This is a genomic window from Proteus mirabilis HI4320 (genome assembly GCF_000069965.1).
Taxonomy (GTDB): domain Bacteria; phylum Pseudomonadota; class Gammaproteobacteria; order Enterobacterales; family Enterobacteriaceae; genus Proteus; species Proteus mirabilis.
This window is the reverse complement of the sequence record NC_010554.1, coordinates 1,586,715-1,601,203: the sequence shown is the minus strand read 5'-3', so window position 1 is coordinate 1,601,203 and position 14,489 is coordinate 1,586,715. Positions and strand designations below refer to the sequence as shown.

The following is a 14,489-nucleotide window of genomic DNA, read 5'->3' as shown; positions in this document are numbered from 1 at the left end:
TATTTTGATTTGGTGATCCTATGAGTAACGGCATTACATTGCGTGTGAAAGGAAAGGTTCAAGGTGTTGGCTTTCGCCCCTTTGTTTGGCAATTAGCACATCATTTTGGTTTATTAGGGCAGGTGAGTAATGATAGCTTAGGAGTATTGATCCACTTAACGTTATCACCGCAAAATCAACACTTTATTAATGCATTAACAGCTCAATGTCCTCCTCTTGCACGCATTGAACGTATTGAACAAACACCTTATCAATGGGAGCAACTCCCCACGGACTTTACTATTGTAAAAAGTGGTGGTGGAGAAATGGATACACAAGTTGTACCTGATGCAGCGACTTGTCAGGCTTGTATTGATGAGTTGTTTGATCCACAAAATCGTCGTTATCACTATCCTTTTATAAACTGCACCCATTGCGGTCCCCGTTTTACTATTATAAAAAAAATGCCTTACGACAGGCCTTTTACCTCTATGTCTGCATTTCCATTTTGTCCGACTTGCCAACATGAATATCAAGATCCCGCAGATAGGCGTTTTCATGCACAACCTAATGCCTGTCCTGTCTGTGGGCCTCATATTTGGTTGGCAGATCATCAAGGGCAACAACTTGCAATAAAAGAGCGGGCATTAACGCAAGCTTGTCAGGCGCTATTAGCGGGGAAAATTGTTGCTGTAAAAGGCATTGGTGGCTTTCATTTAGTCTGTGACGCACGCAATAGTGAAAGTGTTGCGCGTTTAAGAGCGCGTAAACATCGTCCAGCCAAACCACTTGCGGTGATGTTAACCGGGACTGAGCAGATCCAAAAACCGAGCGATAATGCCGAGTTTTACTCAAAAGTGATAGAAACATTAACCAGTACCGCAGCACCTATCGTACTTATTCCTAAAGAAATCGCCCCTATTTCATTAAGTGAACTGATTGCACCTGGATTAACAGAAGTAGGTGTTATGTTACCAGCTAATCCTTTGCAACATCTTCTCGCACATGAAACACAAATTCCATTAGTCATGACCTCTGGTAATGCGACGGGACACACTCCTGCATTAACCAATGAAGAGGCGTTAATTCAGCTTGGTGATATTGCAGAATTATTTCTAATGCATAATAGGGAGATTATACAAAGAGCGGACGATTCATTAGTGCGTATTGAAGATGGTCAGTGTGTGATGATCCGCCGTTCACGGGGTTATGTACCAGATGCTATCGCATTGCCAACCACTTTTGATGCACAACCTGCAATTTTGGCTTTAGGAGGGGATCTGAAAAATGTGTTTTGTCTCTTAAAAGAGCACCAAGCTATTATGGGGCCGCATTTAGGTGATTTAGATGATTTAAGTGTGAGGCAACAATTACTGAAATCACTCACGCTGTTTCAACAGATCTATCGTTTTACGCCCAAAGCGATTGCCATTGATGCTCATCCTAATTATATCAGCCATCAAATAGGTAAACAGCTAGCTGAACAGCAACATATTCCTGTTATAGAAGTTCCCCATCACCATGCACATATTGTCTCTTGCTTAGCAGAGCATGGACATACACAGCAACAAGGCGCAGTAATTGGTATAGCCCTTGATGGTCTAGGGTATGGACAAGATGGCTCTTTATGGGGAGGCGAGTGTTTGCTGGTGGATTATAAAAAATCTCAACGTATTGGCGGGCTACCTGCGGTTGCTATGCCGGGAGGAAATTTAGCTTCAATACAGCCTTGGCGAAATTGGTTCGCACATTTAGCTACTTTTACAAAAGATTGGCAAGGTAGTGTTATCACCCAAGCAATTCCGCTCACTGAGTTACAGATTTTGAGTAAGGCAGTGGCTCGTGGTTTAAATTCACCGCTAGCATCATCTTGTGGACGATTATTTGACGCAGTTGCTTGCTCTTTGGGATTATCACCTAAACAAATAAGCTGGGAAGGCGAAGCGGCATGCTACTTACAAAGTGCTGCGTTACAGTGTCACGTAGATCGGTATGCTGATATCATCAAGCAATATGGACATTTAATGCCTGTAAAAGATAAGCATGTTGATTTGTCCATTTTCTGGTCACAATGGGAAAGCATCACATTGAATACCAGTGAGAAGGCTTGGTTATTTCACTATTTATTAGCCGAAAGTTTGGGTGATATTGCTCTGCAAGCTGCGCAAGAACATCAGATTGATACTATTGTTTTAACAGGAGGGGTATTCAATAATATCTTACTTAAGGATCTGTTTAAGCAAAAATTAAACAATAAAAAGGTATTAACCCCTATGATATTGCCATCTGGTGATGGTGGAATTGCATTAGGACAAGCACTTATTGCCAGTCATTTTATGTAAAAAATAAAATGATTGTAATCTATTAGCTAACTTTTAGTGCACCATAACAACAGTCGTTTTTTGGTCACTGTTTTATCAAAGACAATATGGAAAATCATCGTGAGTAAAAAGAAAATTGTTATTTCTTTAGCCATAATCGCTGGATTGAGTACACCGACAGCCTTTGCGGGAGAATGGTCAATAGGGGGTTCTGTATTATCACAAGTAACACCTTATAAGGGTGCTAAATCTAAAGACTATTTATTACCTGTACCTTTGGTTAATTATCAATCTGAAAATTTCTATTTTGCGACATTAGCCGCAGGATATTATTTATGGAATTCACCGAAAGATCAGCTGTCTGTCGATGTTCACTATTACCCACAAGCATTTAAACCAAGTGACTCTGATGATGAGCAGATGAAAAAACTTAATCGTCGCCGTGATACCGTCATGGGTGGATTCACCTATAAACATCATGAGTCATGGGGAAGTTTACGAGGGATTATTTCAGGTGATCTTTTAGGTAAAAGTAATGGCATTATTGCTGATGCTGCTTACCTTTATCCTTTTGAACTAGGCAATTGGTCACTTCAACCGGGAATTGGTGCTGTTTGGGAAAATAAAAAGCAGAATCGTTACGCATATGGGATTAGTCAGGGAGAATCTCAGCGTAGTGGTTTAGCAGAATATCGACCAAATGATAGCTGGAGACCTTATGTTGAAATCTCAGCTAACTATAAGTTTGCTGAAAACTGGGATTTCTTCGCGATGGGACGAGTGGATCGCTTACCCAGCGAAGTTAAAGATAGCCCGATGGTAAATAAATCGGTAACGGCTATTTTATGGACAGGTGTCACTTATACTTTCTAACGGTAAAACGGTAAGTTAAGTTGCTTTCGATAACTAAAAGCTTCGAATTTGTTCGAAGCTTTTTTCGTTCGACAAAGTAGAGTGGCAAACTATTTTTCAGCAATATTTTTGCGTACGCGTATCACAGCAGATAAACGTCCAGGATGAACATTATCCGGCTTAAGTGGACGATGAATACGAGCTGTTTCAACACATGCCATTTTACGGTAACCACCTGAGCTCATATCTTTCATTGAACTGGCGAGTTCTGCACCTGGATTCCAACAAACGACATCACTGTGATGATAATGGTGAACCTCAATAGTACGATCCCAACCATCATCATGAATAAGATTAAAATCTTCAGGTTCAGTATAAAGTCTGTCAGTACGGCCGTTAAAGCGTAGGGCTGTTTCGTTGGTATAAACTTCTTTATCCGCCACTGTGTCAATATAGTGACTACCAAGGCCTGTAATGGAAACTTTATCGATATCACTGACATTAAAATAGGAGTGTAGCGCCGCAGTGGCTTCATAGTCACCGTATGACTCTAATTCAATTTCACAGGTATCACCTAATTTAAATCGAGCAATAACAGTAAATTCATGAGGCCAATACTTTTGAGTTTGTGCACTTTCTTTGAGTGTCATGGTGATAAGCACTCCGTCTTCTTGTTCAGAATGAGCACTAAATTCCCAAGGTAAGATACGTGCAAATCCATGGCTTGGTGTTCCCGCTGAGGCAAACCAAGGCCAACAAATAGGGATACCACCACGAATAGCAACACCGGGAGTAAATAAGGCATCTTCACTGAGCCACAAAACGGGATGCGTTTGTGCGGGTTGCCATGCGATAAGATGGGCACCTTGAAGACTAATAGCCGCACGTACTTTGGGGTGAGAGATCACCAGAATAGGGAGTTCACCTAATTGGCGTCGACTTAAGTAAGGTGATATTTGTTCAATAACCGGCAAAGAAAAAATTTTCTCATTCATTATTTTATAACCTTATGTCGCGGACTATTTGAATACAATAAACTGCCGAGTAAAAAAATAAAAGAGCCACCGAAAGGGTGGCTCTAAAATCAATCTTGGCTTTCTAAACTCTAATTATTTAGAGATATGAGAAATCAGATCTAGAACTTTGTTTGAATAACCAACTTCGTTATCGTACCAAGAAACTAATTTAACAAAGTTGTCATTCAGCGCGATACCTGCTTTAGCATCGAATACTGAAGTTAATACTTCACCGTTGAAGTCAGTTGAAACAACTGCATCTTCAGTGTAACCCAGAACGCCTTTCAGTTCGCCTTCGGCAGCTTCTTTGATTGCTTCACAGATTTGAGCATAAGTTGCTGGTTTTTCCAGACGTGCAGTTAAGTCAACAACAGAAACGTTAGGAGTAGGAACACGGAAAGACATACCAGTCAGTTTGCCATTCAGTTCAGGAATAACTTTACCTACTGCTTTAGCAGCACCAGTTGATGAAGGGATGATGTTTTGAGAAGCACCACGACCACCACGCCAGTCTTTCATTGAAGGACCATCAACAGTACGTTGAGTTGCAGTTGTTGCGTGAACAGTTGTCATCAGACCTTCAACGATACCGAATTTGTCGTTGATAACTTTTGCTAAAGGCGCTAAGCAGTTAGTTGTACAAGATGCGTTAGAAACGATATCTTGACCTGCATATGATTTGTGGTTTACACCCATAACGAACATAGGTGTGCTGTCTTTTGAAGGACCAGTCAGAACAACTTTTTTCGCACCAGCTTGGATGTGTTTACGTGCAGTTTCGTCAGTTAAGAACAGACCAGTTGCTTCAGCAACAACATCAACACCAATTTCGTTCCATTTCAGGTTTGCTGGATCTCTTTCTGATGTTACGCGGATGGTTTTACCATTAACAACGAGGTGGCCATCTTTTACTTCAACAGTACCGTTGAAACGACCATGAGTTGAATCGTATTTCAGCATGTATGCCATGTATTCTGCGTCTAACAGATCGTTAATACCTACGATTTCGATATCTGAACGTTCTTGTGCAGCACGGAAAACGATGCGGCCGATACGACCAAAACCATTAATACCTACTTTGATAGTCATATGTATTCCACCAGCTTTATTAGTGAATTAAAAAGTTGCTTCTAAAGTTACCAAAACCGCGCCAGTCGTCAAGCGGAATCGTGTCAATAATTGCAAAAAATCAATTAAAAAAACACTTTTTGCTTAAGGATTGGTCGTTTTAGATAAATATTACGCTGTGTATTATCGGGATCATTGCCGATAAATGAAGTTACCTTTGCTCCGTTATGTGAAATGTATCACATTTCAAAAACTAAAGATTACTCTCATTGATTTTAGACTATATTTTCCAGATTTGTTGTTAAATCTTTGTTATTATTTGCTGTTGTTTTAAAAAACATTTTTGTCAGTGTGAGGTGTTTATGAGCAATAATGAAAAAAAAGTGCATATTTCAAGTGATAACAATCACATTGATTTATCAAACCTCAATGAAATGCAGCATTATGTGACGCAACAGCGGGGTACTGAACCGCCGTTTAGTGGTAAATTATTACATAATAGAGAAACAGGTATTTATCATTGCTTATGTTGTTCTGCGCCTTTGTTTTATTCGGAAACTAAATTTGATGCAGGATGTGGCTGGCCAAGTTTTTATCAACCTGTAAGTGATGATGCAATTCTTTATCTTGATGATTTTTCGCATAATATGAAAAGAACAGAGATCCGCTGTCATCAATGTGGTGCTCATTTAGGGCATGTATTTAATGATGGCCCAGCACCGACAGGACAACGTTATTGTGTTAATTCTGCCTCTTTGGCATTTAGCAATACAGAAACAGGTGAAGTGCAAAAGGGCTAAATAGTCGCTATTAACAATAAATTAACAAATAAAAAAACGATTCAGCTTTTGCGTGGTAATTTGATATATGGAGCAATCAATGGAAGTTAATGATTTAATTTCAATGGTCACACCTGAGATTTATCAACGTCTTTCTACCGCAGTTGAGCTAGGTAAATGGCCAGACGGCGTTGCACTCACGGCAGAGCAAAAAGAGCATTGCATGCAAATTGTTCTCTTATGGCAAGCGCAGAATAACCATAATCCGGAACATATGACGGTTGGCACAAACGGACAAATTACGATGAAAAGCAAACAAGAGCTAAAAGCGCAATTTCAAGCTGAACGTTTAGCCACATTAACACCAATGGATGATGATTAAGACGTTTTTAAATTTAAATAATGAAAGTTAGCGTAACGGTGGTGATTTATTAGTTTATTATTTGGATAAATCACCACTTTTTAGTTCTACTATTCATACAAGTAGAGAATGATAATTGCTAATCATGTTGTTTATATTATTTGTCACTTTTAAGCATTGTTACTGAATCAACTAAAACTGCCCCATGTTGTTGCATTTGATTAAATGCGAGTTGGCTATCATCTGGTTGAATATTGACACCTCGACAACCATCCATAACCACTGATACTTGATAACCCAATTGTAATGCATCTAACACGGTAAATTTAACGCAATAATCAGTTGCTATCCCTAGAATGGTGAGATGCTCGATCTGCATGCTTTGTAAAAGAGTATGCAATCCTGTTTGATATTCATGGTCATTATCAAAAAAAGCACTATAACTATCGATAAGTCGATTTTGGCCTTTATAAATAATATGACTAATTAAATCATCTGTTAATAATGGATGAAAATCAGCGCCATGGCTATTTTGTACACAATGCACTGGCCACCAAACTTGTGGGCGGCCATTTAATTGGCCAATTTCGCCAACAACAGTACCTGAATTTTTTGCAAAGCTGAGATGATCTGCGGGATGCCAATCTTTACTCGCAATAATAGGACGCTGATGGCGTTGAAAATAATCAATAAGTCGATTTGCCGTATCTATGACGGTATCACTTTCCTTAACAGCCAATGCGCCACCGGTACAGAAATCATTTTGTAGATCAACTAATAATAACGCTGAATTTTTCACAGGAGTTACCTTTGATTAGACCTAGTCGTCATCGTTTAATGTCATTTCACCACGGAGGTTTTGTTGCATTAAACGGCAGATCTCAGTATAGCTATATTGCTGACTAAGTAGATAGTGGAGTTTAGTTAACGCTGCTTCAAAAGTCATATCATAACCACTGATCACCCCAACATCGGCAAGTGCTTGTCCTGTTGCATAGCCTCCCATATTGACACGACCAGAAATACATTGTGTTAGGTTAACAACGACAATACCGCGCTCAGTTGCTTCGCGTAGCGTTGATAACAAGGCAGGATGAGAAGGAGCATTACCCACACCATAAGATCGCAAAATAAGTGCCTTAACGGGTTGCATTAAGATATTTTTCACCACCTCATCAGAAAGTCCCGGATATATTGTTACCACACCAATTGGTTGAGGGGTAATATGATGAGCAATAAACTCACCTTTTGGCTTAGGTAATGGGTTTATTTTAAACGTTTTAATATTAATGCCTGCTTCTAATAAAGGTGCACTATTAGGAGAAGCAAAAGCATTGAAGCCATCTGCATGTGCTTTTATCGCACGATTACCACGATACAGAGTATTGTTGAAAAACAGTGCAACTTCATTAATCGGATGATGTGCAGCAATATAGAGAGCATTTAATAGGTTAGTTTGTCCATCTGAGCGTAAAGCTTCTAATGGAATTTGAGAGCCGGTGACGATAACCGGTTTTGCCAGCCCCTCAAACATAAAGGAAAGTGCAGAAGCGGTAAATGCCATGGTATCGGTACCATGCAAGATGACAAAACCATCATAGTGGCAATAATTCTCGCTAATATCATCAGCGATAGATTGCCAATCTTCAGGGGTAATATTTGATGAATCAATTAAAGGAAGGTGCTCTTTGATTGTGAAATTGGGCATCTCTTCACGATGGAATTCGGGCATCTTAGCTAATTGGCGTTGTAAATGTCCTGATACAGGTATATAGCCGTGATCAGAATGTTGCATACCGATAGTTCCACCAGTATACACAACGTAAATGGATTTTTTTTGCATCAGACCTAACACTCTTATGAATTAAGCGATAAGAAAGAGTTGATTATAGGGGGTTTGCAGAATAAAAAAAGAAAGGGGAGACAAAAAGCACAATTGAAATACAGCAATTGATGTTTTAAATCATTATTTACACCATTTAGCAAAATAACTAAAAAATAATCAAAGGCTAAGATAATCCCGCTCATATTGAGCGGGAGCACACTTATTTATTGAATATCACCACAAGATAAACAATACGCATAGCGGTTTTGCGGATCGTTCATATTACGATAAAACTCAGTTTGTGTTTTAACTTCTTTAAATACCGGTGCAGGTAAATAGGCTTGTAATGGATCAGGAATAATGGCTTTTGCATTGGCCGATAAGCTCATTAATATTTGCTCTGATAAGCTTAATTCCGGTTTCATCCAATCAATGACTGGTTGTTTGATTTTTGCCATGGTTGCTGCTGCATTAATAGCATCATCGAAATCACCAAATTCATCAACTAATCCTACTTGTTTAGCATCAACACCAACCCAAACACGACCTTGCGCAATACGATCAACTTGTGCCGGTGTTTTATTACGTGATTCAGCTACTAATTTCAGGAATGTTTTATAGCCACTTTCAATATTAAGTTGGAATAGCTCTGAAAAATCTTCTGGTAATTTATTGGTTACCGAAAGTCCTGCAAGAGGCGATGTACTCACGCCATCACTATGCACACCTATTGATTCTAAGCTATTTTCAAAGGTATTGATGACACCAAATATACCAATAGAGCCTGTTAATGTTGAAGGGCTAGCGATAATTTTACTCGCAGGTGTAGAGATCCAATATCCCCCTGATGCAGCCATTCCGCCCATTGAAACCACGACATGTTTTTTCTCTTGTTTAAAGGCGGCTATTTCACTGCGGATCTGCTCAGATGCAGATACACTACCACCGGGGCTATTAACTCGTAATACTAATGCTCTAATATTAGGATTTAAACGCGCTTGACGGATTTGATTAGCAATGGTTGAACCACCTGCAGAGCCAGGAATGCTTTCACCATCAATAATTGCGCCTTGAACGACCACAACCGCAATATTGCCGTCTTCGTTTTCTGGGGCGAATGCGGTGAGGTTATCGGCATAATCATAAATACTGATATTATTAAACTGCTTAGCTTCATGATCCCATTGAAAGGTCTCTTTCATATCCGCTTCAAATTGGGCATAAGAGCTAACAGTATCGACCAGTTTGCGATTAAGTGCATAAGTAGCATTATCGCCATCGGCTTTACGCAACTCGACAATCATCTCTTTTGCACCAGGGAAAACATCTTCCTTGGTAATACTACGATTTTCTGCAACTTGCGTTAAATAATTAGACCAGAGTACGGAAACTAATCGATTCGATGCGGCTCGAGCTTCATCAGACATATTATCGCGCATCAGCGGTTCAACAGCTGATTTATAGGTTCCTACACGGAATATATGGGTATTAACTTTAAGTTTTTCTAATAGCGATTTGTAATAGAGATTACTAAAACCTAAACCATAAATACCCACAGCACCTTGTGATGCTAAATAAATTTTATCTGCATAAGAGGCTAAGTAATATTGCGGTTGGCTATAATAACCACTAATCGCATAGATAGGTTTGCCTGTTTTTTTAAATTCAGTCAGCGCTTTACCAACATAATTGAGTGAAGGTTGGTCTGCCCCAGCAAATTCGTCAAGTTTTAGTACCATTCCTTTAATTTTGGGGTCAGTCGCTGCTTTGCGTAAGGTATCAACGACTTCGAATAACGAATTTTCTTGTAACTGGCTACCCGAAACACCCAAAAGCTCTCGGCTCATTTGCCCTAAAGGATTTTGGTTAGCTGTTTGGTCAACAATAACGCCTTTTAAATCAACCAGTAATGCACCTTGGTAATCGGTAGGTTTTTGCGTTTCTTGGACGATGAAATAGAGTCCTACACCCATAAAAAGTAGAAAGAAGAAAATAACGTTTAAGATTAGTTTCCTGATAAAGTTAATCGCCTGCCAACTAAATCGAAAAATAGTGCCGATTAACTCCATAATTTTACTCATATTATCTCCACATCATGTAAAGCTAAAAATTAATCCTAAACAGTTATGCTAGAATTGATGGTAAAGGTTTAAGTTTCTATTATTAAAGTATTTATTTCAATATTGAGCGACTCAAGAAATTAGCTGTATAGCCACAACATACCTTATTTACATGAGAGTATGCCTTGCAGGTGAACAATAGACAGCAAAGGTCACGGCTATTTTTAGAATAAAAAACGCTAATATTCCCTACATCTCACTTCGATCCTTTAATAACAAAACTCGATTGACTACTTAGACTGCAAATATTTAAACACCATTCTAATATAGCGACTAGCGAAAGTCTGTCACGTATTTTATTGCGCTTGGGCAGTGTATTACACCTAAAAGCTAAAACATTCATATTTTGAACAAACGCTCAATATTGGCTTAAGTACAATCCTATTTTAGCTAAAAATATCCGCTTAAATTTCTCGGTGGTGGTAATATAACATTTTATTATACTGCGAATTGATAACAACTGTCTATCCCTGCTCTTAAGGGATTTTGCTACAATAATACTGACAGGAGAATACAAAAATGGATGCATTAACACTGCTTTTAAATCGACGTTCAGCGTCTCGACTGACTACTCCAGCCCCAAATAACCAACAGCTTGAAGCTATTTTACAAGCAGGTATGAGAGCCCCCGATCATGGCGCCCTTAAACCTTGGCACTTTGTCGTGATGAAAGAGGATGGTATTGAGCGTTTTAGTCAATTATTACATAAAGCGGCGGTGGTGAGTCAACTAGGTGCTGAGGTAGAAGAAAAAGCAAAAAACGCACCTTTTCGTGCACCTTTAATTATTACCGTGATTGCCAAAGTTAAAGCGCATCCTAAAGTTCCTGAATGGGAGCAAATTGTTGCGGCAGGCTGTTGTGTTCAGGCGATGCAAATGGCTGCAGTGGCACAAGGTTATAGTGGTATTTGGCGTTCAGGCTCTTGGACTCATGATCCAGTGGTAAGAGCGGGATTAGGTTGTGGTGAACACGACCATATTGTTGGTTTCTTATATCTTGGTACTCCCGCATTGAAAGCACCTACAACGGTTTCTCCTGCTGATTTAACTGATTTTGTGACTTATTTTTAAAAGGATGACATGTTATGTCTGAAGCAATTCGTTTAACACAATACAGTCATGGTGCCGGATGTGGCTGCAAAATTTCACCAAAAGTTTTGGAAACGATTTTACATAGTGAACAGGCTAAGTTTCACGATCCCCATTTATTGGTTGGTAATGAAACGAAAGATGATGCCGCTGTTTATGATTTAGGTAATGGCACTGGAATTATCAGTACCACTGATTTTTTTATGCCAATTGTTGATAACCCCTATGACTTTGGGCGTATTGCGGCGACTAATGCGATTAGTGATATTTTCGCTATGGGGGGTAAACCTATTATGGCAATAGCAATTTTAGGTTGGCCAATTGATAAACTTGCGCCTGAAATTGCTCGTGAAGTTATCGAAGGTGGGCGAGCCGCCTGTCAAGAAGCGGGGATTTCCCTTGCTGGTGGGCATTCGATTGATGCTCCTGAACCTATTTTTGGTTTAGCGGTAACGGGCGTTGTACCGGTGAGTAAAATTAAGAAAAACAGTGCAGCTAAAGCAGGATGCCAACTTTTTTTAACTAAACCTTTAGGTATTGGGGTATTAACTACCGCAGAGAAAAAAGGCTTATTAAAACCTGAGCATCAGGGCCTAGCTACTGAAATTATGTGCCGTATGAATAAAGCGGGTACTGATTTTTCTGATATTGAAGGGGTCACGGCAATGACCGATGTGACAGGTTTTGGTCTATTAGGTCACCTTAGCGAGATTTGTGAAGGCTCTGGATTACAAGCCACTATTCACTTTTCACAAGTACCACGATTACCTGAAGTAGAAGCGTATATAGAGCAAGGATGTGTACCGGGCGGTACTGGACGTAATTTTGAAAGTTATGGCCATTTGATTGGTAATATCAGCGAAATGCAACGTAAATTATTATGTGATCCGCAAACTTCAGGTGGCTTATTACTGGCAGTACAGCCAGAAGCCGTTGAGCAAGTAAAAGAAGTTGCTAAACGCTTTAATATTGATTTGACCTCGATCGGTGAATTAACAGAGCCGAAAGCAGGAAGAGCGTTAATTGAAGTGACAAACTAACGTAATGAGATTATTTATTGCAGAAAAACCCAGCCTTGCTCGAGCTATTGCTGATGTATTACCAAAACCGCATAAACGTGGTGATGGTTTTATTGTTTGTGGTGATAACCAGTATGTGACGTGGTGTGTTGGTCATTTACTTGAGCAGGCTGAGCCGGATGCATATGATCCGCGCTATGCGCGTTGGTCGTTAGATGATTTGCCCATTATTCCGAATAAATGGCAACTCAAACCGCGCGCTGATGTGAAAAAACAGCTAGATACGATCAACACATTACTAAAACAAGCCGATGAAGTGATCCACGCAGGAGACCCCGATCGCGAAGGGCAACTGTTAGTAGATGAAGTACTTAATTACCTTAATATTAGTGATGCTCAAAGGAAACAGGCACGCCGCTGCCTGATTAACGATTTAAACCCCGCCGCGGTATCTCGAGCAATTGATAAGCTCCGCTACAATCATGAATTTATTCCATTATGTGTTTCTGCCTTAGCAAGAGCGAGGGCGGATTGGCTATATGGCATTAACATGACACGCGCTTACACGTTATTAGGACAGCGCAATGGTTACCAAGGCGTACTCTCTGTTGGGCGAGTACAAACCCCGGTGCTAGGTTTAGTCGTACGCCGTGATGAAGAAATTGAAAACTTTGTACCGAAAGATTTTTTTGAAGTCAAAGCGCATATCGTTACTCCTGCAGATGAGCGATTTACCGCTATTTGGCAGCCGAGTGAACACTGCGAGCCTTGGCAAGATGAAGAAGGGCGTTTATTACATCGCAAATTAGCAGAGCATGTTGTTGATAGAATAGCTGGCAAGCCTGCTAATGTTACCGATTATCAAGATAAACAAGAGTCTGAAATAGCACCTTTGCCTTTTTCATTATCTGCTTTACAAATTGAAGCGGCGAAACGCTTTGGTTTAAGCGCTCAACAAGTGTTAGACACATGTCAACGCTTATATGAAACGCATAAACTTATTACTTATCCACGCTCCGATAGTCGCTATCTCCCTGATGAACACTTTGCTGGGCGTCATGCGGTGATGAATGCCATTAGTGTGCATGATAATAGTCTTTTACCACAAGAAACATTAGATATTGATAAAAAGAACCGTTGCTGGGATGACAAGAAAGTAGATGCGCACCATGCCATTATTCCTACTGCGAAAACAGGTAATATTTCATTAAGTGAAAATGAAAAGAATATTTACTATTTGATTGCCCGACAATATCTAATGCAATTTATGCCAGATGCGGTGTACCGCAAATGTGTGATTGAACTCGATATTGAGAATGGAAAGTTTATTGCTAAGGCACGATTTTTAGCACAAGCCGGCTGGCGTACCTTATTAGGTAGTAAAGAGCAAGATGCGGAAAATGATGGTAGCGCCTTACCTATTGTGGCTAAAGGTGATGAGTTACTTTGTGAAAAAGGCGAAATTGTTGCCAAGCAGACCCAACCACCAAGACCTTTTACAGATGCTACGCTACTTTCGGCTATGACCGGTATTGCACGTTTTGTGCAAGACAAAGAGCTAAAGAAAATCCTAAGAGCGACGGATGGGCTAGGTACTGAAGCGACTAGGGCTGGTATTATTGAATTACTGTTTAAACGCGGCTTTCTGCAAAAGAAAGGGCGAGCTATCAACTCGACACCAGCAGGAAGAGCATTAATTCATGTTTTGCCAGATATGGCGACATTACCCGATATGACCGCTCATTGGGAATCAATATTAACGCAAATTAGTGAGAAGCAATTTAAGTATCAAGATTTTATGATGCCATTAAGTAACACACTATTTGAATTAATTACTCAAGCTAAACGTCGTCCTAATATTCAAGCGTTTAGAAACCTGCCTGCGCCTGCGCAGAATAAAAAACGTAAAGGTGCGACGAAAAAAAGTGCACAAGGGAAAAGTCGTTCAGCGCAGTCTCAATCTACGAATCGCAATATAAAGAGTGATGCTTAGTTGATTGTGTAAGACGCTAACTAATATATAAATAAACCCCACTTTTAATCTATTTAAAGTGGGGTTT

The 14,489-nt window shown here is 39.8% G+C and carries 12 protein-coding genes; 7 read left to right on the top strand and 5 right to left on the bottom strand.

What is annotated here, in order from left to right:
* Positions 1-20: 20 nt before the first annotated feature.
* Positions 21-2,321 carry a carbamoyltransferase HypF gene (gene hypF / locus PMI_RS07305; RefSeq protein ID WP_012368017.1) on the top strand — a complete coding sequence of 767 codons (2,301 nt, stop codon included), beginning with the start codon at positions 21-23 and terminating at the stop codon, positions 2,319-2,321.
* Positions 2,322-2,420: 99 nt separating this feature from the next.
* Entirely contained in the window at positions 2,421-3,173 is a 753-nt protein-coding gene (locus tag PMI_RS07300) for a MipA/OmpV family protein (RefSeq protein WP_004243270.1), read from the top strand.
* Between the two features lie 89 nt (positions 3,174-3,262).
* On the opposite strand, the gene PMI_RS07295 is transcribed toward PMI_RS07300, so the two are convergent.
* Both PMI_RS07295 and gapA read right to left on the bottom strand, forming a co-directional pair.
* A complete protein-coding gene (locus PMI_RS07295) occupies positions 3,263-4,147 on the bottom strand; it encodes a D-hexose-6-phosphate mutarotase (protein WP_012368016.1) in 885 nt (294 codons plus the stop codon).
* Between the two features lie 114 nt (positions 4,148-4,261).
* Positions 4,262-5,257 (bottom strand): glyceraldehyde-3-phosphate dehydrogenase, encoded by a 996-nt coding sequence (gene gapA / locus PMI_RS07290; RefSeq protein ID WP_004243268.1) that lies wholly within the window; start codon positions 5,255-5,257, stop codon positions 4,262-4,264.
* Positions 5,258-5,598: 341 nt separating this feature from the next.
* Between gapA and msrB the strand changes: the two genes are divergently transcribed.
* Together msrB and PMI_RS07280 are read left to right on the top strand one after the other, a co-directional pair.
* Entirely contained in the window at positions 5,599-6,036 is a 438-nt protein-coding gene (msrB, locus tag PMI_RS07285; protein WP_004243267.1) for a peptide-methionine (R)-S-oxide reductase MsrB, read from the top strand.
* A 79-nt stretch (positions 6,037-6,115) separates the two neighbouring features.
* The gene (locus PMI_RS07280; RefSeq protein ID WP_004248238.1) at positions 6,116-6,397 is read left to right on the top strand and encodes a YeaC family protein; all 282 of its coding nucleotides are present in this window, start codon (positions 6,116-6,118) and stop codon (positions 6,395-6,397) included.
* 136 nt (positions 6,398-6,533) lie between these two features.
* Here the strand turns inward: PMI_RS07280 and pncA are convergent, their stop codons facing one another.
* The 3 genes from pncA to sppA form a co-directional block, all read right to left on the bottom strand.
* On the bottom strand, positions 6,534-7,175 hold the full coding sequence (gene pncA / locus PMI_RS07275) for a bifunctional nicotinamidase/pyrazinamidase (RefSeq protein WP_004248237.1): 642 nt from the start codon (positions 7,173-7,175) through the stop codon (positions 6,534-6,536).
* 21 nt (positions 7,176-7,196) lie between these two features.
* Entirely contained in the window at positions 7,197-8,219 is a 1,023-nt protein-coding gene (gene ansA / locus PMI_RS07270; protein ID WP_004243262.1) for an asparaginase, read from the bottom strand.
* A gap of 206 nt (positions 8,220-8,425) precedes the next feature.
* Positions 8,426-10,282: a signal peptide peptidase SppA gene (gene sppA / locus PMI_RS07265; RefSeq protein WP_004243261.1), complete on the bottom strand. Its 1,857-nt coding sequence runs from the start codon at positions 10,280-10,282 to the stop codon at positions 8,426-8,428.
* Positions 10,283-10,840: 558 nt separating this feature from the next.
* On the opposite strand from sppA, the gene PMI_RS07260 reads away from it, so the two are divergent.
* The 3 genes from PMI_RS07260 to PMI_RS07250 are packed head-to-tail and all read left to right on the top strand — an operon-like array spanning position 10,841 to position 14,422.
* Entirely contained in the window at positions 10,841-11,392 is a 552-nt protein-coding gene (locus PMI_RS07260; protein WP_004243260.1) for an NAD(P)H nitroreductase, read from the top strand.
* Positions 11,393-11,406: 14 nt separating this feature from the next.
* On the top strand, positions 11,407-12,450 hold the full coding sequence (selD, locus tag PMI_RS07255) for a selenide, water dikinase SelD (RefSeq protein WP_004243259.1): 1,044 nt from the start codon (positions 11,407-11,409) through the stop codon (positions 12,448-12,450).
* Positions 12,451-12,454: 4 nt separating this feature from the next.
* Entirely contained in the window at positions 12,455-14,422 is a 1,968-nt protein-coding gene (locus PMI_RS07250; protein WP_004250914.1) for a DNA topoisomerase III, read from the top strand.
* The last annotated feature ends 67 nt before the right edge of the window (positions 14,423-14,489 follow it).